Source organism: Mesorhizobium sp. BH1-1-4 (assembly GCF_020165665.1).
Taxonomy (GTDB): domain Bacteria; phylum Pseudomonadota; class Alphaproteobacteria; order Rhizobiales; family Rhizobiaceae; genus Mesorhizobium.
Map to the genome: position 1 here is coordinate 277549 of NZ_JAIUIN010000004.1, position 19649 is coordinate 297197.

The window sequence follows — 19649 nt, forward strand, 5'->3', positions numbered from 1 at the left end:
CTCCCTAGCAAAGCGTCTCGCACGCTACCCCGTCACCATCCCTATCTAGTTTGCGGCCCCACGCACAGTTGTGCAGGTACCATTGGGCGTCTTCGCAGGAGCTGATTTGCGAGCAGTATCGCCGGGGCTCGCACGAAAGGCCGCCGCTTTGCGCGACCAGCTTGCGACTGATGATGCCGAGCGGCTGGCTCGACGGCGCAGCCCCGTCGCCATGCGATGCGCGCCAGTCCCAAGGCGCGTCGAACTTGCCAACCCATAGACCAAGTCTCGCCGCCTTGGCCTTGGCCTGCTGCGGCGCGTAGGCGCCGTTGCTGTAGTGCGGCCAATCGAGCGCCTGGCCATGCTCTACCATCCACGCCGCCACGCTGGCGCCGTCGGCGCGCCGGCAGTCGCCGACGAAGCGGTGATAGCGATCCCAAGTCACAAAGATGCATGCCAACGGCCTAGAGGCCGCGAGGAAGCTATCCAGCGCTTCGGCGGATCGCAGACCGCATGGATACTCGAAGCCCTTGGCGTCGTCGCAATATTGCTTTCTCTCTGGCGCATCGATCCCGTTGAACCGAATGCGCTGGCCGCGGATCTCAATCGTGTCACCGTCAATGACGGACGCCACGCCGGTCATGGGGGCGGGCTTTGGCTCGATCCAGCTCGAAGGGGTCAAGTCGGGCAAGCGGTCACTGTGCATCATGACCGTCTGAGCAGCTAAGGCACCGACTGCAGCAGCGGTGACGAAAATCAACCGTCGCGGGACACTTGCCCGCCGCAGTGCACGAGAGCGTTTTGCTCCAGTGCGCTTGCGCCAGCGATCAGAACGATTGTCGTAACGAGACCTATCCACACACTATCTCCCCAAGCGGGAGAATGCTCCTAAATGTAGCAGAGGTCTAGTGAAGCCTATTTGCTGAGGATTCCCTTAGGAGATCACGGTTTCACTTGCCCTAGCGCAACAAGTGTCAGGCCGAGCCGAGGCTCGTTCCGAAGCCAATATGCTCTAGCTTAGGAACTGCCGCAGCATTGTGTGGAGTCGTGGGCTATTAGTTATTGTCTTCGACCGGCGCACTTGGGCCATTTTATGTGCCATGGGTGTGCCCTCCGTTGACCGTGAGAAGCTCGCAGGAATCGAGATGGCCTTCAAGATCGCTTGGCCCCTGCCAACAGGTGTTTTGCGTCTCGTTGGGCTACGTAATCGGCGTCAGCATTCCTGAGGATGCGAGCGAGCTGCGATCGTGGCGACCCGTTTGATCAGCCACAATGTTTAGTCTGGATAACCCCTCCGGACAATGGATCGCGGCGTACGCGGGTCCGATTTCGACGGCAGCTTTGCGCCTCGAAGCCGGGCCTAGAGGCCAGCTTTGCCTATTCCGAAAGCCGACGTTGCAGGCGACCGCTCGGGGAGGTCGCCGTCGCGCCGCACGCGGTCATTTTCAACCTTGCGATTGAATGGCTACTTTGGCCGGTTTAACAGATGTGGGTAGCCGTCCGCCTGCTGGCTTCGATGGGCGTTGTACGCTAAATGCAATGCAATGGCGGTTGTACAAAAGGTGACACCGGCGCTGATAAAGAAGACAACGCTCAAACCTGCTCGATCGGCAGCCCATCCCAACGCCGGGCTTCCTAGAGCCATCGCGACATCCAGAAAGGCCGTGTAGATGCCCATCGCCAAGCCGCGGTTTTCCGGAGATGTGCCACCAACCGCCTCCACGCCAAGCCCGGGGTAGACCAGGGAGTAGCCTAGGCCCGCCAGCGCGGCTCCGAAGGAAGCAAGCACACTGCTTCGTGCCAACCCGATGAGCAGAAGCCCGGCTGACTGCACCAGCACGAACAGCAGGGCGATCTTTGCACCGCCGTATCTGTCAGGCAAATGACCGCAGACCACACGCGCTGCGATCAGCGCCGCTCCACACGCCGTAAATCCAACCCAGACCGGTCGCCAATGATTGTCGGTATACAGAAGGGAGCTGAAGGCAAGGATTGAGCAGTAGCCGACACTGGCGAGTGCCGCACCAACGCCTGGCAGCCATACCGCGCCAAAAACTGCTCTAAAATCGGATTTTCTCTGCCGCAGTTGTGTCCGAGGGTTTGGCGCTCGCATCAGCAATCCCAATACAAGCAACGGCAATAATGTGGTCAGCAGTCCTATCGCCGCAAAACCGTAGGCGGTGAACAGCATGGTTCCGAAAGGTCCGCTGAAGGCCAATGCCGCGAACATCGCAGTGCCAACCCATGCAATGACTTTCCCGGAATGCCCGGCATCCACGAGTGCCAGGCCCCAGGCCACGCCGCCTGTGATGATGAAGCTCTCGGCACCGCCGAGCACTGCGCGTCCGACGACGAGGATCGAGACGGAGAGAACGGGCGAATTCGCGACGGCAAGGACACAAGATAGAACAACCCGGCAGCCGCTGCGGTAACCAGCCCCAGCAGAACGGCTCGTTTTCCTCCGTTCTCGTCGGCAAAGGAACCCGACCACACGCGTGAAACCAGTGACGCCGCGAACTGCGTTCCTGCCACCATGCCGACAATGACGCTACCGAATCCCAGATTGTGGCTGACGTGCAGCGGAAGCACAGGCAATGCTGCGCCGATGACAACAAACCCGGCCAACACCGCTGCCATGGGGGCCAGCAGGCTAACAGCGACCGAACGCACTGGTGTTGACGATGTCGGCAGGTGTGTCATTTTCGGAAGCAATCTGATGACCTTGTTTGCGGGGCTTCGGTTCGGATCACCAAGGTTGGTTGGCGGGCCCGACCGTGAACTCGTTGATCGTGGTGTCTTCCGGTGCGTCAATGGCGAACGCAACCACGTCAGCGATCCGATCGGGCGAGATTCCGTATTTGTCATAGGTATTCTGCATCGCGGTGGCCGTTCCTTCGTCGCTGATCGTTTCAAGCAGTTCCGTGTTGATCGCCGCCGGATAGATGGTCGCGGTGCGGATGTTAGTCCCTTCCATGGCGGACTCCATGCGCAGCACTTCCATGAAGTCGCGCACGAACCATTTCGTGCCTCCGTAGACCGCGCCGTTCGGGTAGGCCTTGAGCCCGGCGACTGAAGAGGTGGCGATGATGTGTCCGGATTTGCGTGCTAGGAACTCCGGCAGCACCGCGGCGACGCCGTTCAGGACGCCCTTGACGTTCACGTCGACCATCTGGTGCCAGTCGTCGGTCTTCAGTGCCGATAGTGGCGAGATCGGCATGAGGCCGGCGTTCAGGAACATGACATCGACGCGGCCGAACGCGTTCCTGGCCAACTCGACGATAGCGTCATTGTCGGACTGCTTCGTCACGTCCAGTTCCTTGTAGGCCGCCTGACCGCCGTTGTTCGCGATCTCGTCGGCGATCTGCTTCAGCCTATCGGCGCGCCGCGCGCCAAGGACGACCTTGGCGCCTTTGCTCGCTAGCAGCTTCGCGGTTGCTTCGCCGATGCCTGACGATGCTCCGGTGATGATTACGACCTTGTCCTTGATCATGGCAGTTCTCCAAAGTTGATGGTTTGATTTCTCAAGCGCCGTATTGTGCGTCAGTCACATGCTCCATCCAGTCGACGACCTTGCCGTCCTTAACCTCCTGGAGGGCGATATGAGCCATGGCGGTTTCCGCTGACGCGCCGTGCCAGTGCTTTTCGCCCGGGCCGAACCAGACAACGTCGCCGGGACGGATTTCTTCGATCGGGCCGCCTTCGCGCTGGACGCGGCCGAGCCCGGAGACGACGATCAACGTCTGACCAAGCGGATGAGTATGCCAGGCTGTGCGCGCGCTCGGCTCAAAGGTCACCTGAGCGCCTTGGACTCGCGCGGCGTCGAAGGGGTTGAAGAGCGGATCGATCCGCACCGTGCCGGTGAACCAGTCCGCCGGGCCTTTGCCGGAAGGCCTCGTGCCTGCGCGAAGAATGTCCATAACTGATCTCCCTTGTGTCCTCAGATGCGTTCGATGCGGAGCGAGAACTCGCCGCGCACATGCAGGGCCTGCTCGCCCCCGTCGAAGCGGCCGAGCCTGATCAGCCCGGGGTGGCGGTAGTCCTCGTAGAACATCGCCAGGTTGCCCCACGGCATGAAATAGCAGAGGTCATAGGGCTGCTCGTTGGCGAACGGACCGCTTCCCTCCTCGGTTAGCTTGCGCGGCAGATAGGCGATCTTCTCGTTATGCGCGTAGTCCTCGATCTTGAGGTCCAGCGGCAGCATGGAGAATAAGTCGCGCGCCGACGGATTGTCGTAGAGCGTGGCGGTCATGGTGCGGCCGTTAAAAGTCATCCTTATCGTCATGTCGGTGGGCTCCTGGCTGGCTGAGGCCTTGCCCTCTTGGCTGGCGGCTGCGCGCGGCAAGGCCGTCACCGCGAGCGCGGCGCCGAGCAGTGTCCGGCGGCTGAGCGTCGCATGCTCGATGATCATTGCGAGGATCTCCGGGCCATATGCCATGCGGCGAAGGCGGCAAGCCCCGATCCGCAGAGCAACACCGAGCCAAAAGTGAACGCTCCCCACCAGCCGACCGTATCGAAGAGCGTGCCGCCGATGGCGGCGCCCCCGGTGATTGCGAGCTGGATGACGGCGACCTGCAGCCCGCCGCCAGCCTCCGCGTCGTCCGGCAACGTGCGGCTGAGCCACGTGCCCCAACCAACGGGCGCGGCCGTGCCGAAGAAACCCCAGGCAACGAGCAGCAGCGCTGTGGGAACTGGCGAGGCACCGAGGGCGACGAGCGCAACTGCTAGCGCGGCCATGACCAGCGGGATGACTATGAGAATGCCGAACAGGCGCGTCCGCAAAAGCCGGCCGACGCACCAGGTACCGAGGACCCCCGCCAGCCCCATCGCCAGCAGGATCGCCGAAAGCGCGGCGATATCAAGCCGGGTGACGCTCTCGAGGAAGGGGCGCAGATAGGTGAAAAGCGCGAACTGGCCCATGAACAGCATCATGATCGAGGCCATGCCGATGGCGACTGCAAGACGGCCCAGCAGCGCCAGCGGATTGCCTGGACGTTTCCTTTGGCGCGGGGGCAGCGCTGGGAGGCTGATCCACTGCCAGACCAGCGCCAGCAGACCGAGCGGCACGACGAGAAAGAAAACGCCGCGCCAGCCGATATAGGCGCCAAGAAAGCTACCCACCGGTGCGGCAATCGTGGCGGCAATGGCATTGCCAGCGTTCAGCATGGCGAGGCCTTTTGGAACCATGTCTTGCGGCATCAGGCGCATGACGATCGCGGTCGACATCGACCAGAAGCCGCCGATCGCGATTCCGAGCAGCGCGCGGCCAACCATGAGAAACGCGTAATTCGGCGCAAAGGTGACAGCGAGCCCGGAGACGATGAGGAGAAGGGTAAAGCCGGTCACGACCAGCCGGCGGTCTATCCGGTGCGTGAGGCCGGCGACCAGCAGGCTGGTCACGACGGCGAAAGCACCCGAAATCGAGATCGCCTGTCCGGTGCGGCCCGCGGTGATACCGAGATCGGCCGCGATCGGGGAGAGCAGGCTGACCGGGATGAATTCCGAAGCAATAAGCACGAAGACGCACAACGACATCGAGAGCACCGCTCCCCATGCGGCGCGGTCTTCGAGGGACCTTGTGTCGTAGGTCGTTTCCATAATTGGCATCCTTGCAAGGCGACCGGGAGCGGATCAGCCGCCATCCCCGTCGCCATGCCCGGAATATATCGACGCGGAACCCATTCTATTAGACTGAGGAATTCGCATGGACTTATCTGCTTGTGATATAAATGCCGTTGGAGGTGACCTATGCAGCGCGATGGCATGAAGGATCTTCTGTGGTTCGTGGCGGTCGCCCAGGAACGCAGCTTTACCAGGGCGGCGGCCAAGCTCGGAACCTCGCAGTCGACTCTGAGCTCGACGATCAAGGAGTTGGAAGCTCGTCTTGGCGTCCGCCTGCTGACGCGCACGACGCGGAGCGTTGCCCCGACCGAGGCCGGCGAGCGACTTTTCCAATCTCTTGGCCCGCGCTTCGACGAAATCGAGGCCGACCTTGCAGCCTGGTGGCCTTTCGCGACAAACCCTCCGGAACGGTCCGCATCACGCTGTCCGACCATGCGCTCCAGACGACTGTCTGGCCGAAGCTGCAGCCCGTGCTTGGCGACTATCCCGACGTGCGCGTCGAGCTCTACAGCGACAACGGCATGAAGAACATTGTGGAGGAGCGCTTTGACGCAGGCGTGCGGCTCGGCGAGAGCATCGACAGGGATATGATCGCGGTGCGGATCGGTCCGGATTGGAGGCTCGTGGCCGTGGCTTCGCCGGAGTACTTTGCCCACCATCCGGTGCCAACCACACCCCAGGATCTGGTCGATCATGACTGCATAAACATGCGACAGGCGACTTTCGGCGGATTGTATGCCTGGGAATTCGCCAGGGATGGGCGCGACCTTCGCGTGCGGGTGGAAGGCCAACTCACCTTCAATTCGTCCATACCCATGATCGAGGCTGCGATACGCGGTTGCGGGATCGCCTATGTCCCGGAAAATCTCGTAAGCCACCACATCGCCAGCGGACGCCTCAGGCTCGTGCTTGACGATTGGAGTCCGCCATTTGCGGGCTATCACCTTTATTACCCGAGCAGGCGGCAGCTCTCGCCTGCGATGGCGGTGATCGTCGAGGCACTCCGCCATCGCATCTGACCCCAACCAAGCCACTCCTCGCTGGTTTGCTGAGGGGACGATGCGGGTGGCGACGTTCCACCGCAGATCGCGGAGGCCTTCACCGTTCAGATCTTGCGACAGCAACGATCATCACCCAGCCAACTTTGAGCTTGTTTGCGATGGCTGCTCCAGGCAGTTTCGCCCTGACACCGGACAGTTCGTTCAACGGCCGAGGAGCGGCCGGTGTCGAATCAAGAAAGCTGGCGCAGATCCAGCTTGATCGGCCTCTCGGCCTTCTGAGAAAAGCGCAGACCTTGTTGCATTGGCCGCTGGATCGCCGATCGCGCTATCGACCAAGCCCTCGCGAACTAAGGTAAGGCCCGTTCGGCTCCTGCAAAATGGGGACTTCTCGCCGACATCGACGCCAAGGGCACTTGCGCCTTCGTAAAGCGTTCTCCTGGCAGAGATGCGGTGAGGTGCGGCGCCATGATCATGAAGAGAACGGATGGGTCGAGTTCCAATGACGATGTCCCAACGGGCGCATCGGCTTTGTTCCCCTATGACAGGATCACCGTCGAACGCTTCCGGAAGAGTTTTCCCCGGGCCCGTTGGAGCGATGAACTCAAGGCCTGGTTTGTCCCGGGGAAGACCGCCGCTCGGCGCTTCAATCGTTGGCTGGAGCAAGAATTAGCCGGATCGAACGTGCATGCTGACAGCATGGGACGCGACGCCTACGCCTTCGATCCTATCGTTTCCAAGTATCTGCTCGTGCACCAGGATCGGCTGGAGGTGCAAACACCATATTCTCGCTCGGTGGTAAACACGATGCGCGACGTGCCGTTTGCGTCTTGGGATCCCGACAGGCGCGCTTGGACAGTGCCTTTTCGCTCCTACGAACAACTGCATCGACGCTGGGCGGAAATCGAGGCGGCCGCCATTCGCAACGAGCCCGAAGCGCGAAAGCAGCGCGCGGCGCAGAGGCGGGGGTCTCCGCAAGACCTGGCGTCACGCGCACGTGCTATAGAACGCCGCCGCAGGCGCTATCCGCTCGACCCCGCCGATCTTCCACCTTTTGGCCGGCCCGTAATGACACGAAGCTTTGGTGTCGTCGTCTTCGACGGATGCGATGGTGAGTCCGTCGACGGCGAGATACTTCGTTCCCACTACTCCGACCTTCCAGACCACCATAATTATGTCTGGGGGCAATGGCGTCCCGCCGACCTCGATGAGCTCATCAAGACCTGGCCCTCGCGATCCAAGACGAAGATCGATGGAACAGTTTGGTGGCAGCCGACTCTCGACGATTTGAGGGCCGCAAGAAAGATGGCTCGCGCATTGGAGAGAAGGCGGACGCGGCTGCGAACAATTACCCGCCGTTGATGCTCTGCTCGATCTGCCGGGCCGAGGCTAGGATGCCGTCAAAGCTTGGCGGGGTGCCGAAGATCATCGCAGTCGTGTTGGCGTAGTCGCGCGCAAGCGCATCGACCATCTTGGTCGCGGGCTCGATCGCAAAGGTCCCCGGCACTGCCGAGGCAAGATCATAGTCCGGCCGATCGAAAAACATGCGCGCATGACGCACGCAGTCGGCGCCGAGATCGAGGTCGGCCAGCGCGGTCTTGCCGGTTTCCGACTGCATGAGACAGTGCAGGTCGTAGTAGTGGCGCGAAACCCGCTGCCCCGCCTGCCGCAATTCACCGCGCCGCTCATACCAGCGACGCAGTCCATGAGCGATCACTACCTTGTCCCAGAAGGTGCGCGTCGCTTCGATCGTGGTGACGTCCGGGACGGCGAGCTCAATGCCGGCCGCGTCACCGGCCACATAGGGCGTTATCGTCAGCGGCCCGTGGGGATCGAGCGCTGATTTTGCGCCGGATTCGAGACGTATCGCCGGTCGGACATAAGCCCCATCGCCCGGTTCCACCTCGGGATACCAAAGCAGCAGGGTCTGCCCATCAGGATCGGCATCGTCAATTTCCACGCGACCCGCCCCGTCGGTCACGTCCGCCAACTGGGCGGCGAGGAACGCATTGAGCGGGCCGGTAATATAGGCGCGACAGGCATCTCGGATCGCGTCCAGTTTGGCGCGGCGCTTCTTGTTTGACAGCGCTTCGAGCTCTTCGACCGACGCCGGCTCCTCGAGGTCATCACGGAACACCGTGACGTCGATATCCTCGGAATAGCGCTTGATGAGGTCATAACCCTTCGACAGCGACGTGCCGCCCTTGAACAGCAGCCGCGGCTCTCCTGCCGGCCGTTCGTGATAAAGCGCGTTGAGCGTCCAGCAGACCCAGAAGTCCTTTTCGACGTTTCCGACCGGGGCGCCAATACGGTTTGCCGTGGCGAGGAATAGATCGAGCCGGTCCCGTGGCGGTGCGGCAATAATCTGACGGTAGGCGGCGGTCGTCATGGCTTGCCCTCCGGCCCAGCGGTTGAGCTGAGGAGTTGGCGCAGGAACTCCTGCATCCAGATCGGCACGGCGGAAAGACCGGCGCGCAGATCTTCGCGGATCGCCTCGCCGTGCTTGGGATCGGAAAGCAGGCGGCGCAATATGGTCGCGATCCGCTTGCGCTCGCTGTCCTGGGTCAGCATGTCCTGCATCCAATGTAGCGCTTGGACGACCCGCATCCCCGGCCGATCCGCCCAATAGAGACGACTCGGCGCGGCGTATTTGAAGTGGATTTCCTGGCTGCCGAGTTTGATCGGCTTCAATCTCGCATCGACCAGCACCTCGATCCGCGCTGGTACGGCCGTCGTAAGCCCAAGATCGTTGGCGGCCGTCATGCCATCGATGACGGCGCGCGCGTTGTCGCGGCGTGTCACCGCCCGGATCACGGCGCGATAGTCCGGCACGGTGGCGCGACCGGTCAGAGTATTGGTCCGCGGGCGGTCATAGAGACCGCGGTCGATCCGGCGAAGCTCTTGAGCCGCAGCCAATCGCTGCAGGGTCTTGTCCACCGCGGCGCGCGCGCCGAGATCGGCAAAGTCGCCCGGGGTCCAGACCTCCTCCGGCTTGGACTCGATGCGCGCGAGCACGCGGGAGCGAATATCGGTGTCGTGTTCGACCGGCGTCATGTCCGAAATATGCGACAATTTTCGGACATAGGCAAGAGGATGACGTCCGAAGAATGCTACAAACTTCGGACACGGGCGCGAAGTCTGGAGCCACAGTCGCTCAAACTCGGGCTACTCAAGCTCGATCCATGCCGGCGCATGATCGCTCGGCTTCTCCCACCCACGCGTATCAACATCCACCCCCGCACCGCGAAGCTTGGGCGACAACGAGGGACTGACCAGCAGATGGTCCATTCGCAAGCCAGAACTCTTGTCGTAGCCGCCGCCGTATGAGTGATTCCAATACGTGTAGACTCCTTTTTCAGGATGGATGCGCCTGACCGCATCGATCCAGCCATCCTCGAGCATCTCGGCATAGGCTTGGCGACTCTCGGGAAAGTAAACCGCATCGCCGATCCATCGTCGCGGGACGACGGCATCAATCGGAGTTGGGACGACATTATAGTCGCCGCACAGCACTGTCAGGGCGCCCTCCTGGAGAAGAGTTTGGCCGTAGCCGATCAGACGGTCGAACCAGCGCAACTTGTAGTCAAACTTGGGACCCGGGGCGGGATTTCCGTTTGGCAGGTAAAGACAGCCGACAACGAGCCCGCTGACCTCCGCCTCGATATAGCGGCTATGGCTGTCGTCAGGGTCGCCAGGGAGCCCGCGTCGGCGCTCGATCGGGTCAGCTCCGCGAGCCAGGATAGCGACGCCGTTGTAGGATTTCTGGCCGTGCCAGATTGCACCATAGCCAGCGTCGCCGATCGCCTCGGCCGGAAATTTCTCGTCCGAGGTTTTGAGTTCTTGAAGACAGACGACGTCATAGCGCGTGGCCTTTAGCCAAGCGATGAGGACCGGCAGGCGACCATTGACGCCGTTTACATTGAACGTGGCAACCCGGAACATCTAGCCCGATGCCGTGGTTCAGTTCTTAACTAGCTTATCCTCGACCTTCTTGCGGCTGTTCCCGACCGATTTCACGGCTGACTTCACCTCGGCCTTGCTCGCTCCGGTCTTACCCGCCTCGTATTTCACTTCATGATCCTGTCCACCAGCGACCTTCGCGCGGTCCTGGTTGCGTCCACGTGTTGTTGTATTGGGCATTTCATCCTCCAAAAGATTGCCATTCCAGACCCAACAACGCAGCCAGACTCTTCCGGTTCAATGTCTCGAAATGCCGATTTGGAACCGAATCCCATTCAGGGTATTGAATCGAGCCATGTATTCGAGTTCCGCATGCCGGCCGTAGAGGCCGCCCTCAGCAAAAAGCGCCCTCGGCGCCGGGACTCAGAATCTACCCCGAAGTACCCCCCGCCTCGGTTTCGCCCTTTCCAACTCTGCACGCTGACAGACGCCATACCCGTGGGCAGCAATTGGCTGTTCGAAATGAAGTTCGACGGCTACCGCGCCCAGGTCGCCATCGCCGGCCCGGAGGTCGTGGTCTACACGCGCAACGGCCACGACTGGACCCGCCAGTTCAAGGTGATCCTGCCGCCGCTTCAAGCACTGGCCAAGGGCTCGGCGCTCGTCGACGGCGAGATCGTCGCCATCGACAGCCAGGGCCGCACCAACTTCTCGATGCTGAAGACCGGCATTGCCGCGGGCATGCCGCTCAAGTTCTACGCCTTTGACCTGCTGGAAATGAACGGCGAGGATCTGTCCGGCCGGCCCCTGCTCGAGCGCAAGGAACGGCTTGCGGAACTGCTGGGCGAGAGGGACCCGGACGACAGCCTGCAGTTTTCCGGCCACATCGCCGACAACGGCAAAAAGGTCTTCGACACCATGTGCGCCGGCGGCCACGAGGGCATCATCGCCAAGCGCGCGGACAGTCGCTATGTCGGCGACCGCACCGACAGCTGGCTCAAGATCAAGTGCACGAAACGACAGGAGTTTGTCGTTGGCGGTTACCGGCCAAGCGACACCGGCCGCGGCATGGCCTCGCTGATCCTGGGCACCTATGAGAACGGCAAGCTGATCTACCGCGGCCGCGTCGGCACTGGCTTCACCGAGGCAATGCGCAAGTCTATTCTGGCGCAGTTGGAAAAGCGGCTTCTGGACAGGCCTGCCTTCGCATCCGTGCCGCGCGATATCGCGCGTCGCGCCAGGTGGGTGAAGCCCGAACTCGTAGCCGAGGTTGCCTATTCCGAAGTGACACCAGATGGCAGTCTGCGCCATCCAAGCTTTCAAGGCATGCGCGAAGACAAGCGCGCCGACCAGGTGGTGATGGAAATGCCCATCGCGACCACCGCTACGGCCAATCTCGATCCCGCCATGGGCAAGGAGATCGCACGCGCGGTTGGCGTGACCCTGACCCATCCCGACAAGGTCATGTATCCAGGCACAGAGGTGACCAAGGCGACGCTCGCCGCCTATTACGCTGCGGTCGCCGAGAAGATGTTGCCGCATATCCAGGATCGGCCCTTGTCGCTCGTCCGCGACACCGATGGCGACCTGCAGCAGACCTTTTTTCAGAAGCACAAGCTACCTGGCATGCCCAAGGCCATCCATGATGGTGGGTTAGAGAAGATGTCGGGCAAGGAAAGCCGCATCCTCTGGGTCGATGACCTGGCCGGGTTGATCGGCGGCGTTCAGATGAACGTGCTCGAGTTCCACGTCTGGGGTAGCCTGCGCCAGCAGCCTGACCTGCCGCACCGCATGATCTTCGACATCGACCCCGACGAGGGCCTGGGCTTTGGCGACGTCCAGCAGGCCGCGCTCGACATCCGCGGGGTTCTGGAGGCCCTCGGCCTCCAATCCTGGCCGCTGGTGTCCGGCGGCAAGGGCGTGCATGTCGTCGTTCCGCTCGTCCCCGAAGCTGACTGGGAGGAGGTCAAAGGCTTCTGCCAAGATTTCGCCGAACTGCTGGCCCGTACCGATCCGTCCCGCTTCGTCGCGAACATGAGCAAGGCCAGGCGCAAGGGCCGTATGTTCATCGACTATCTGCGCAACGGGCAGGGCTCCACGGCAATCTGCCCCTGGTCGACCCGAGCGCGGGCCGGCGCCTCCTGCGCGGTCCCCGTAACCTGGGAAGAGTTGCCAACGCTCACAAGTGCCAATGCGTTTGACGTTTTTGCCGCTGCGGCGAGGGCTCAAGGGCCGGATGCCTGGGATGGGTATTTCGAGGTCGAGCAGACGCTTACGGACCGTATGCGCAAAGCGGTTCAGTAGCCGACCAGCTCGGTCTGGATCGCATCAAAACAGTCCTAGCTGATCCGCAATCGGGACGCTGTCCCTGCCTTCCAAAGATGACAGTGTCACACCCAGCAAGCGGATGCCCTTCGCGGTCGGGAACAGGTCGGCGAGCTGGCTCTGTGCCACCTCAAGCATTTCATTGGCCCCCAGCACGAGCCTTGGAAGGGTACGGCTGCGTGTTACCTGCTGGAAATCGGTGAACTTCACCTTCAGCGTCACCGTCCTGCCGGAAAGGTGCTTGGCTTCGCAATGGCGCCAAACCTTTTCGGCCAGCGGTGCCAGCTCGGCGCGCGCCGCATCAAGGGCAAAGATATCGACCGCAAAGGTATCTTCGGCGCCGACGGATTTCCGCGGACGGTCGGGCTGAACCGACCGCTCATCAATCCCCCGGGCGATCTGATAATACCAGATTCCCGACTTGCCGAAATGTTGCTGCAGGAAAGCTAGTGGCTTCTCGCGCAGATCGGCACCCGTCTCTATGCCCAACCTCTCCATCTTCGCGGCAGTCGCCGGCCCCACGCCGTGGAACTTCTTTACCGGCAGCCTAGCCACGAAGTCAGGCCCCATCGTCGGCGTGATGAGCGCCTGGCCGTTGGGCTTATTGAGGTCGCTCGCAATCTTGGCCAGGAATTTGCAATAGGAGATCCCCGCCGAGGCGTTGAGCCCGGTCACCTCCTTGATCCGGGCGCGGATCAGCGTTGCCATCTCGGTTGCAAAGGGGATGTGCTGCTTGTTTTGCGTTACGTCGAGATAAGCCTCGTCCAACGACAGTGGCTCAATCAGGTCCGTATGCTCGGCGAAGATCTGGTGAATCTGTCCCGAGACCGCCCGATAGACGTCGAAGCGCGGTGTGACAAAGATCAGCTCGGGGCAGCGACGCTTGGCAGTGACAGATGGCAGTGCCGACCGTACCCCAAAGGCGCGCGCTTCGTAGCTTGCTGCCGCCACGACGCCACGAGCGGCTGAACCACCGACCGCCACGGGCTTGCCTCTGAGCTCAGGATTGTCGCGCTGCTCGACCGAAGCGTAAAACGCATCCATATCCACGTGGATGATCTTGCGCAAAACGGCAGGCTCCGTCGGCGCCTCCACCTCCCGATCATCGTCCCCTATCGCACTCACTGCGCCCACTCTCCGAACACCGCCATGTCGTCAGACCGCAACTCGATCGAGCGCAGTCTGCAATCAACTCTCGAAGCGGCGCAACGAGTCGGATTGACTCAGGAGGGCCAAAGAGAACAAATAAGGAACATACCAGCCCCGAAATCCATTGGGAAGACTGTTTGAGAGTGATTTGTCCATGGGTCAGCCGGCCGAAAGCCCTGCTATCGCTGCGCTTCGCGAGCAAGTCGCGCGCCTCGAAGGCGAGCCGACGCGCAACCGCGCAACGCTTCCTTTCGGCGTGCCGGCGATCGACAAAGCGCTGCCGGAGGAGGGCTGGCGCTCGGGGCGCTGCATGAGGTTGCTGGTGGCCGCAACGGGGCGATCGATGGTGCGGCGGCTGCGCTCTTTGCCGCCGGCATAGCAGCGCGCGCCAAGGGCAAGGTGCTCTGGTGTGTCACCCGGTAGGATCTCTTTGCGCCCGCGCTCGCCCAAGCCGGGTTACTGCCCGGTCGCGTCGTCTATGTCGAGGCCGGCGACGAGGCCGCTGTGCTCGCCTGCTTCGAGGAGGGGCTTCGTCATGGCGGCCTAGGGGCCGTCGTCGCCGAACTGGCCCGTCTCTCCATGACCGCCTCCCGCCGCCTGCAGCTTGCCGCCGAAACCTCGGGCGCCATCGGCATCGCCATCCGCCGCTGGCGACGGCAAACCGAAGCGACCGATTTTGGACAACCAACGGCCGCGGTCACCCGCTGGCGGGTCACCGCGCTTCCCTCCCGCCCCTTGCCGGCCCCCGGCGTCGGCCGTGCTCGCTGGCAGCTGGAGCTGATCCGGGTCCGGGCTGGTGAAAGCGCCGATTTTGAAGTGGAAGCCTGCGATGCCAAGGGTCGTCTCGCTCTTTTTTCCGGCTTGGCCGACCGATCGTCTGCGGCGCGCACTGGGCCAGTCCGCGCCATCGGCTGAAACCCCGATCGTCATGCTGGGCCGGCAGGGAAACCGGCGGCTCGTGCTGGCCGCCGATGCAGCGGCCCGCGCCGCCGGTCTGCGCGTCGGCATGCCGCCGAGTAAGGCCCAGGTCCTGGTGCCGGGGCTGCAGAGCTTCGATCTTGATCCGGCGGGCGACGCCGAGGCTCTCGATAGAATGGCGCTCTGGTCGCTGCGCTACGCGCCGATCGTCGCCGCCGATCCACCCGATGGCCTCATCATCGACACCACCGGCGCCGACCACCTCCATGGCGGCGAGGACGCGATGCTTTCGGGGCTGGTATCGCGCATCGCGACGTCGGGCATCGAGGCTCGTGCGGCCGTTGCCGATACCTGGGGCGCTGCCCATGCCTGCGCGCGGTTTCTCGCTCGCCCCACCTTCGTCGCGCCGGCCGGCCAAGCCGGAGCGATCGTGCGTGACCTCCCCATCAGCGCGCTGCGTCTTCCACCCGACATCGTCGAAGGCCTCCATACGCTGGGTTTCGAACGGATCAGCGAAGTTGAAGCCGCTCCCCGGGCTTCCCTCACGCTGCGTTTCGGCCCCGAACTCGGCCGCCGCCACGACCAGGCCGTGGGCGGTCGCAGCGAACCCTTCGAGCCCATCCGCTCGCCCGAACTGGTTGCGGTTCGTCGCGCCTTTGGCGAGCCGATCAGCGCCGCCGAGACGATCGCCCGCTATGCCGGCAAACTCGTCGTGATGCTCTGCGAAGGACTCGAGGCCAAGGGGCTCGGCGCGCGCCGGCTCGACCTGCTGTTTCATCGCGTCGACAATCGCATTGAGGCCGTTCGCGTTGGCACCGCGGTGCCGGTGCGCGATGTCAAACGGCTGACCCGTCTCCTGACCGACCGGATCGAAACTGTGGATCCCGGCTTCGGCATCGAACTGATGACGCTGACCGCCACACTCGCCGAGCCTTTCGGCGCCAAGCAGATCATCTCTTCGCTGGTCGAGGAGCCGGAGCCGGACATCAGCGATCTCATCGACGTGCTTGCCAACCGGATCGGCGAGCAAGGCCTCTATCGCTTCGCGCCGGTCGAAAGCGATGTGCCCGAACGCTCCGTCCGACGCATTGCCCCGACCGCCGCCGATGACGGCACGAGTTGGTCCAGCGACTGGCCTCGACCGCCGCGTCTGTTGACCCATCCCGAACCCATCGAGACGATGGCGTTGCTGCCCGACCATCCGCCGGTCTGGTTCAGTTGGCGCGGCATCCGCCGCCGCGTCACGCGCGCTGACGGTCCCGAGCGCGTGTTCGGTGAATGGTGGCGGCGCGATGCCGAAGTGATCGCGGTCCGGGACTATTTCCAGGTCGAGGACGAGGCCGGTGACCGCTTCTGGATTTACCGCGCCGGCGATGGCGAGGATCCCGAGACCGGCTCGCACAAATGGTTCCTGCATGGGGTCTTCGCATGACCAACCCGCGCTATGCCGAATTGCAGGTAACCAGCCACTTCTCGTTCCTGCGCGGCGCCAGCTCGTGCGACGACCTCTTCGCCCAGGCGGCGGCGCTCCGCATCGACGCTCTGGCGGTTGGCGATCGCAATTCGCTGGCCGGTATCGTGCGGGCACATCAGGCCGCCAAGGATACTGGCGTCAGGCTCATCGTCGGCTGTCGCCTCGATCTGATCGACGGCATGTCCCTGCTCGTCTTTCCCACCGATCGTCCCGCCTATTCCCGGCTGTGCCGGCTGCTGACCCTTGGCAAGAAGCGCGGTGGCAAGGCGAAATGCCACCTCGAATGGAGCGATCTGGCTGATTATGCCGATGGCTTGATCGCCGTCCTGGTCCCCGATCATGCGGACGATACCTGTGCCCTGCAGCTGCGGCGCCTGCGGGAAACCTTCAGCACCCGCGCTTACCTGGCGCTGACCCTGCGCCGCCGACCCAATGACCAGATCCGGCTGCATGAGCTTTCCAACCTCGCCACCCAAATGCGTGTGCCGACGGTCGTGACGAACGACGTTCTGTTCCACGAACCCGGCCGGCGCATCCTCCAGGACGTGGTGACCGCCATTCGCCACAACATCACCATCGATGAGTTGGGGTTTCGGCGCGAGCGCCATGCCGACCGCTACCTCAAGCCCCCCGAGGAAATGGCGCGACTGTTTTCGCGCTACCCGGAAGCCGTCGCGCGCACCGTCGAGATCATGCGGCTATGCCGGTTCTCCCTCGACGAACTCGCCTACCAATACCCCGAGGAGAAGATGCTGCCCGGGCTAACGGCACAGCAGGCGCTTGAACAACTCACCTGGGAAGGCGCGGAGCGGCGCTATCCGGAGGGCGTGCCGGACAAGGTGGTGGCGCTCATCAAGCACGAGCTGCGCCTGATCGAGATCTTGCAATACGCGCCGTACTTTCTGACGGTGAACGCCATCGTGCACTTCGCGCGCACCAAGGACATCCTGTGCCAAGGTCGAGGCTCGGCCGCCAATTCAGCCGTCTGCTATGTGCTGGGCATCACCAGCATCGATCCCGAGCGTAACAATCTCGTCTTCGAGCGCTTCGTCTCGCAGGAGCGCAAGGAACCCCCCGATATCGATGTCGACTTTGAGCATGAACGGCGCGAGATCGTCATGCAGTGGGTCTACGAGACCTATGGCCGCGACCACAGCGCGCTGTGCTCGACCGTAGTGCGCTATCACACCAAAGGCGCCGTCCGGGACATCGGCAAGGCCCTCGGACTGCCCGAGGACGTGACCAAGATGCTGTCGTCGCAGGTCTGGGGCCATGGCGAGGGCATCGACGAGACCCGCGCCCGAGAACTCAACTTCAACCTCGCCGATCGGCGGCTGCGGCTGACCCTCGAACTCGCACAGCAGCTCGAGGGCACGCCCAGGCACCTGTCGCAGCATCCCGGTGGTTTCGTTCTGACCAATGACCGGCTCGATGACCTCGTCCCCATCGAGCCGGCCCGCATGGTCGACCGCCAGGTCATCGAATGGGACAAGGACGATATCGACATCCTCAAATTCATGAAGGTCGACGTCCTCGCGCTCGGCATGCTCACCTGCATGAAGCGCAGCTTCGACCTCTTGGCCGAGCACAAGGGCATGACCCTCGACCTGGCCACCATCCCGGCCGAAGACCCGGCGACCTACGCCATGATCCGCAAGGCGGACACGATCGGGGTCTTTCAGATCGAAAGCCGTGCCCAGATGTCAATGCTGCCCCGCATCAAGCCGCGCACCTTCTATGACCTCGTCGTCGAGGTGGCCATCGTGCGACCAGGTCCAATCCAAGGCGACATGGTCCACCCCTATCTGCGCCGCCGGGAGGGCAAGGAGCCGGTCGAGTTCCCGACACCCGAGCTCGAGCGCGTGCTCGGCAAGACCCTTGGCGTCCCTCTGTTCCAGGAACAGGCAATGCAGGTCGCCATGGTCTGCGCCGGTTTTTCCGCCGGCGAGGCCGACCAGTTGCGGCGCGCCATGGCGACCTTCAAGCATACGGGTGGGGTCAGCAAGTTCCACGACAAGCTGATCGGCGGCATGATCGCCAATGGCTATACGCCTGAATTTGCCGCCACCACCTTCAAGCAGCTTGAGGGCTTTGGCAGCTATGGTTTCCCCGAGAGCCACGCCGCCAGTTTCGCGCTCATCGCCTATGCCTCGAGCTGGATGAAATGCCATCATCCGGATGTCTTCTGCTGCGCGCTGCTCAATTCGCAACCGATGGGCTTTTACCTGCCGGCCCAGATCGTGCGCGACGCCCAAGCCCATGGCGTCGAGATCCGACCCGTCTGTATCAATGCCAGCCGCTGGGGCTGCGCGCTTGAACCGATTTGCGAGGAAGGACGCTTCGCCGTCCGCCTTGGTTTGCGTCTGGTCAAGGGACTGGCCAATGTCGACGCGGCCGCCATCGTAACGGCCAGGACCGACGAGCCATTCGCCTCGATCGACGATCTTTGGCAGCGCGCCGGCGTGCCGGCGGCCTCACTCGTGCAACTGGCCGAGGCCGATGCCTTCCGTCCTGGCCTGGGCTTGGCGCGGCGCGAAGCCCTATGGGCGCTCAAGGGACTACGCGATGAGCCCCTGCCGCTCTTTGCCGCCGCTTCGGCGCGTGAACGGCAGACCGTCTCGGAAATTCACGAGCCTGCCGTGGCGCTACGGCCGATGACGACTGGAAGGGAGGTTGTTGAGGACTATGGCCACGTTGGTCTCACCCTGCGCAATCATCCGCTCTCGTTCTTGCGGACCGACCTTACCCGGCGTCGCATCGTCACCTGCACCGAGGCGATGCAGGCCCGCGACGGTCGCTGGCTGGAGGCGGCGGGCCTGGTTCTCGTCCGCCAGCGACCCGGCTCGGCCAAAGGCGTGATGTTTCTGACCATGGAGGATGAGACCGGCGCGGCCAATGTCGTGGTCTGGGTCACGGTGTTCGAGAAATTCCGCCGGGTGCTGCTTTCCTCCTCGATGCTCGCCGTCCGCGGCAAGATTCAGCGTGAGGGTGACGTGGTCCACCTCGTCGCCCACCAACTGACCGACCTCTCTGGGGAACTCGCCAGTGTGGGCAATCGCGAGACGCCGTTTCCGATTCCCCATGGCCGGGGCGACGAAGCCCATCATGGTGGGCCCGGAATCGATCCTCGCAGCTTGCCGAAGGGTCTGCGGCCACGGGACCTCGTCGATCCAACGCTGCAGGTCGAGCCAATCAAGGTGAAGACACGGGACTTCCGATAGTGCTCGCATCGTCCGCTCAGCGGTAAACGCAAAAGCGCCGTCTGAGATGGGGTGGAAAGCGGTCGC

At 62.9% G+C, this 19649-nt stretch carries 15 protein-coding genes and 2 pseudogenes; 6 read left to right on the top strand and 11 right to left on the bottom strand.

Annotated elements, in window-relative coordinates; genetic code table 11:
- Positions 1-4 precede the first annotated feature (4 nt).
- The 6 genes from LB569_RS10225 to LB569_RS10250 all read right to left on the bottom strand — a co-directional run bounded on the left by LB569_RS10225 (position 5) and on the right by LB569_RS10250 (position 5574).
- Positions 5-688 carry a thermonuclease family protein gene (locus LB569_RS10225; protein ID WP_224692118.1) on the bottom strand — a complete coding sequence of 228 codons (684 nt, stop codon included), beginning with the start codon at positions 686-688 and terminating at the stop codon, positions 5-7.
- A 756-nt stretch (positions 689-1444) separates the two neighbouring features.
- On the bottom strand, positions 1445-2470 hold the full coding sequence (locus LB569_RS31925; RefSeq protein WP_224692119.1) for an MFS transporter: 1026 nt from the start codon (positions 2468-2470) through the stop codon (positions 1445-1447).
- A 255-nt stretch (positions 2471-2725) separates the two neighbouring features.
- Positions 2726-3469 (bottom strand): SDR family oxidoreductase, encoded by a 744-nt coding sequence (locus LB569_RS10235; RefSeq protein WP_224692120.1) that lies wholly within the window; start codon positions 3467-3469, stop codon positions 2726-2728.
- A gap of 31 nt (positions 3470-3500) precedes the next feature.
- Positions 3501-3896: a cupin domain-containing protein gene (locus tag LB569_RS10240; RefSeq protein WP_224692121.1), complete on the bottom strand. Its 396-nt coding sequence runs from the start codon at positions 3894-3896 to the stop codon at positions 3501-3503.
- Positions 3897-3916: 20 nt separating this feature from the next.
- The gene (locus tag LB569_RS10245) at positions 3917-4387 is read right to left on the bottom strand and encodes a cyclophilin-like fold protein (RefSeq protein WP_224692122.1); all 471 of its coding nucleotides are present in this window, start codon (positions 4385-4387) and stop codon (positions 3917-3919) included.
- Complete coding sequence (locus LB569_RS10250; RefSeq protein WP_224692123.1) at positions 4384-5574, bottom strand: MFS transporter; 1191 nt, start codon at positions 5572-5574, stop codon at positions 4384-4386. Before LB569_RS10250 ends, LB569_RS10245 begins: the two co-directional genes overlap by 4 nt.
- A gap of 150 nt (positions 5575-5724) precedes the next feature.
- Here LB569_RS10250 and LB569_RS10255 point away from each other — a divergent pair.
- Both LB569_RS10255 and LB569_RS10260 read left to right on the top strand, forming a co-directional pair.
- Positions 5725-6617 (top strand): annotated as a pseudogene (locus tag LB569_RS10255) (LysR family transcriptional regulator).
- Positions 6618-7070: 453 nt separating this feature from the next.
- A complete protein-coding gene (locus LB569_RS10260) occupies positions 7071-7958 on the top strand; it encodes a hypothetical protein (protein ID WP_411970209.1) in 888 nt (295 codons plus the stop codon).
- Here the strand turns inward: LB569_RS10260 and LB569_RS10265 are convergent.
- The 4 genes from LB569_RS10265 to LB569_RS10280 all read right to left on the bottom strand — a co-directional run bounded on the left by LB569_RS10265 (position 7945) and on the right by LB569_RS10280 (position 10736).
- Entirely contained in the window at positions 7945-8985 is a 1041-nt protein-coding gene (locus LB569_RS10265) for a nucleotidyl transferase AbiEii/AbiGii toxin family protein (RefSeq protein WP_224692125.1), read from the bottom strand. The two genes, LB569_RS10260 and LB569_RS10265, sit on opposite strands and share 14 nt — an antisense overlap.
- The gene (locus tag LB569_RS10270) at positions 8982-9650 is read right to left on the bottom strand and encodes a DUF6088 family protein (RefSeq protein WP_224692126.1); all 669 of its coding nucleotides are present in this window, start codon (positions 9648-9650) and stop codon (positions 8982-8984) included. Before LB569_RS10270 ends, LB569_RS10265 begins: the two co-directional genes overlap by 4 nt.
- Positions 9651-9761: 111 nt before the next feature.
- On the bottom strand, positions 9762-10538 hold the full coding sequence (gene xth / locus LB569_RS10275; RefSeq protein WP_224692127.1) for an exodeoxyribonuclease III: 777 nt from the start codon (positions 10536-10538) through the stop codon (positions 9762-9764).
- A gap of 18 nt (positions 10539-10556) precedes the next feature.
- Entirely contained in the window at positions 10557-10736 is a 180-nt protein-coding gene (locus LB569_RS10280; RefSeq protein ID WP_224692128.1) for a DUF3606 domain-containing protein, read from the bottom strand.
- Here LB569_RS10280 and ligD point away from each other — a divergent pair.
- Positions 10671-12800: a DNA ligase D gene (gene ligD / locus LB569_RS10285; RefSeq protein WP_224692129.1), complete on the top strand. Its 2130-nt coding sequence runs from the start codon at positions 10671-10673 to the stop codon at positions 12798-12800. The genes LB569_RS10280 and ligD overlap by 66 nt on opposite strands.
- Positions 12801-12824: 24 nt before the next feature.
- Here ligD and dinB read toward each other — a convergent pair whose 3' ends face one another.
- On the bottom strand, positions 12825-13946 hold the full coding sequence (gene dinB / locus LB569_RS10290) for a DNA polymerase IV (RefSeq protein ID WP_411970205.1): 1122 nt from the start codon (positions 13944-13946) through the stop codon (positions 12825-12827).
- A gap of 178 nt (positions 13947-14124) precedes the next feature.
- Between dinB and LB569_RS10295 the strand changes: the two are divergent.
- The 3 genes and pseudogenes from LB569_RS10295 to LB569_RS10305 all read left to right on the top strand — a co-directional run bounded on the left by LB569_RS10295 (position 14125) and on the right by LB569_RS10305 (position 19583).
- Positions 14125-14885 (top strand): annotated as a pseudogene (locus tag LB569_RS10295) (ImuA family protein).
- Positions 14800-16320 carry a Y-family DNA polymerase gene (locus LB569_RS10300; protein ID WP_224692131.1) on the top strand — a complete coding sequence of 507 codons (1521 nt, stop codon included), beginning with the start codon at positions 14800-14802 and terminating at the stop codon, positions 16318-16320. The pseudogene LB569_RS10295 and the gene LB569_RS10300 overlap by 86 nt, the downstream one beginning before the upstream one ends.
- Positions 16317-19583 (top strand): error-prone DNA polymerase, encoded by a 3267-nt coding sequence (locus LB569_RS10305; protein WP_224692132.1) that lies wholly within the window; start codon positions 16317-16319, stop codon positions 19581-19583. The genes LB569_RS10300 and LB569_RS10305 overlap by 4 nt, the downstream gene beginning before the upstream one ends.
- Positions 19584-19649: the final 66 nt, after the last annotated feature.

Bases quoted from the DNA above. Each gene is read 5' to 3' on its own strand.
- LB569_RS10300 (WP_224692131.1), top strand. From the start codon at position 14,800: ATGCCAAGGGTCGTCTCGCTCTTTTTTCCGGCTTGGCCGACCGATCGT.
- LB569_RS10235 (WP_224692120.1), bottom strand. From the start codon at position 3,469: ATGATCAAGGACAAGGTCGTAATCATCACCGGAGCATCGTCAGGCATC.
- LB569_RS10250 (WP_224692123.1), bottom strand. From the start codon at position 5,574: ATGGAAACGACCTACGACACAAGGTCCCTCGAAGACCGCGCCGCATGG.
- ligD (WP_224692129.1), top strand. From the start codon at position 10,671: ATGATCCTGTCCACCAGCGACCTTCGCGCGGTCCTGGTTGCGTCCACG.
- LB569_RS10240 (WP_224692121.1), bottom strand. From the start codon at position 3,896: ATGGACATTCTTCGCGCAGGCACGAGGCCTTCCGGCAAAGGCCCGGCG.
- LB569_RS10245 (WP_224692122.1), bottom strand. From the start codon at position 4,387: ATGATCATCGAGCATGCGACGCTCAGCCGCCGGACACTGCTCGGCGCC.
- LB569_RS10260 (WP_411970209.1), top strand. From the start codon at position 7,071: ATGAAGAGAACGGATGGGTCGAGTTCCAATGACGATGTCCCAACGGGC.
- LB569_RS10225 (WP_224692118.1), bottom strand. From the start codon at position 688: ATGATGCACAGTGACCGCTTGCCCGACTTGACCCCTTCGAGCTGGATC.
- xth (WP_224692127.1), bottom strand. From the start codon at position 10,538: ATGTTCCGGGTTGCCACGTTCAATGTAAACGGCGTCAATGGTCGCCTG.
- LB569_RS10270 (WP_224692126.1), bottom strand. From the start codon at position 9,650: ATGACGCCGGTCGAACACGACACCGATATTCGCTCCCGCGTGCTCGCG.
- LB569_RS10265 (WP_224692125.1), bottom strand. From the start codon at position 8,985: ATGACGACCGCCGCCTACCGTCAGATTATTGCCGCACCGCCACGGGAC.
- LB569_RS10280 (WP_224692128.1), bottom strand. From the start codon at position 10,736: ATGCCCAATACAACAACACGTGGACGCAACCAGGACCGCGCGAAGGTC.
- LB569_RS10305 (WP_224692132.1), top strand. From the start codon at position 16,317: ATGACCAACCCGCGCTATGCCGAATTGCAGGTAACCAGCCACTTCTCG.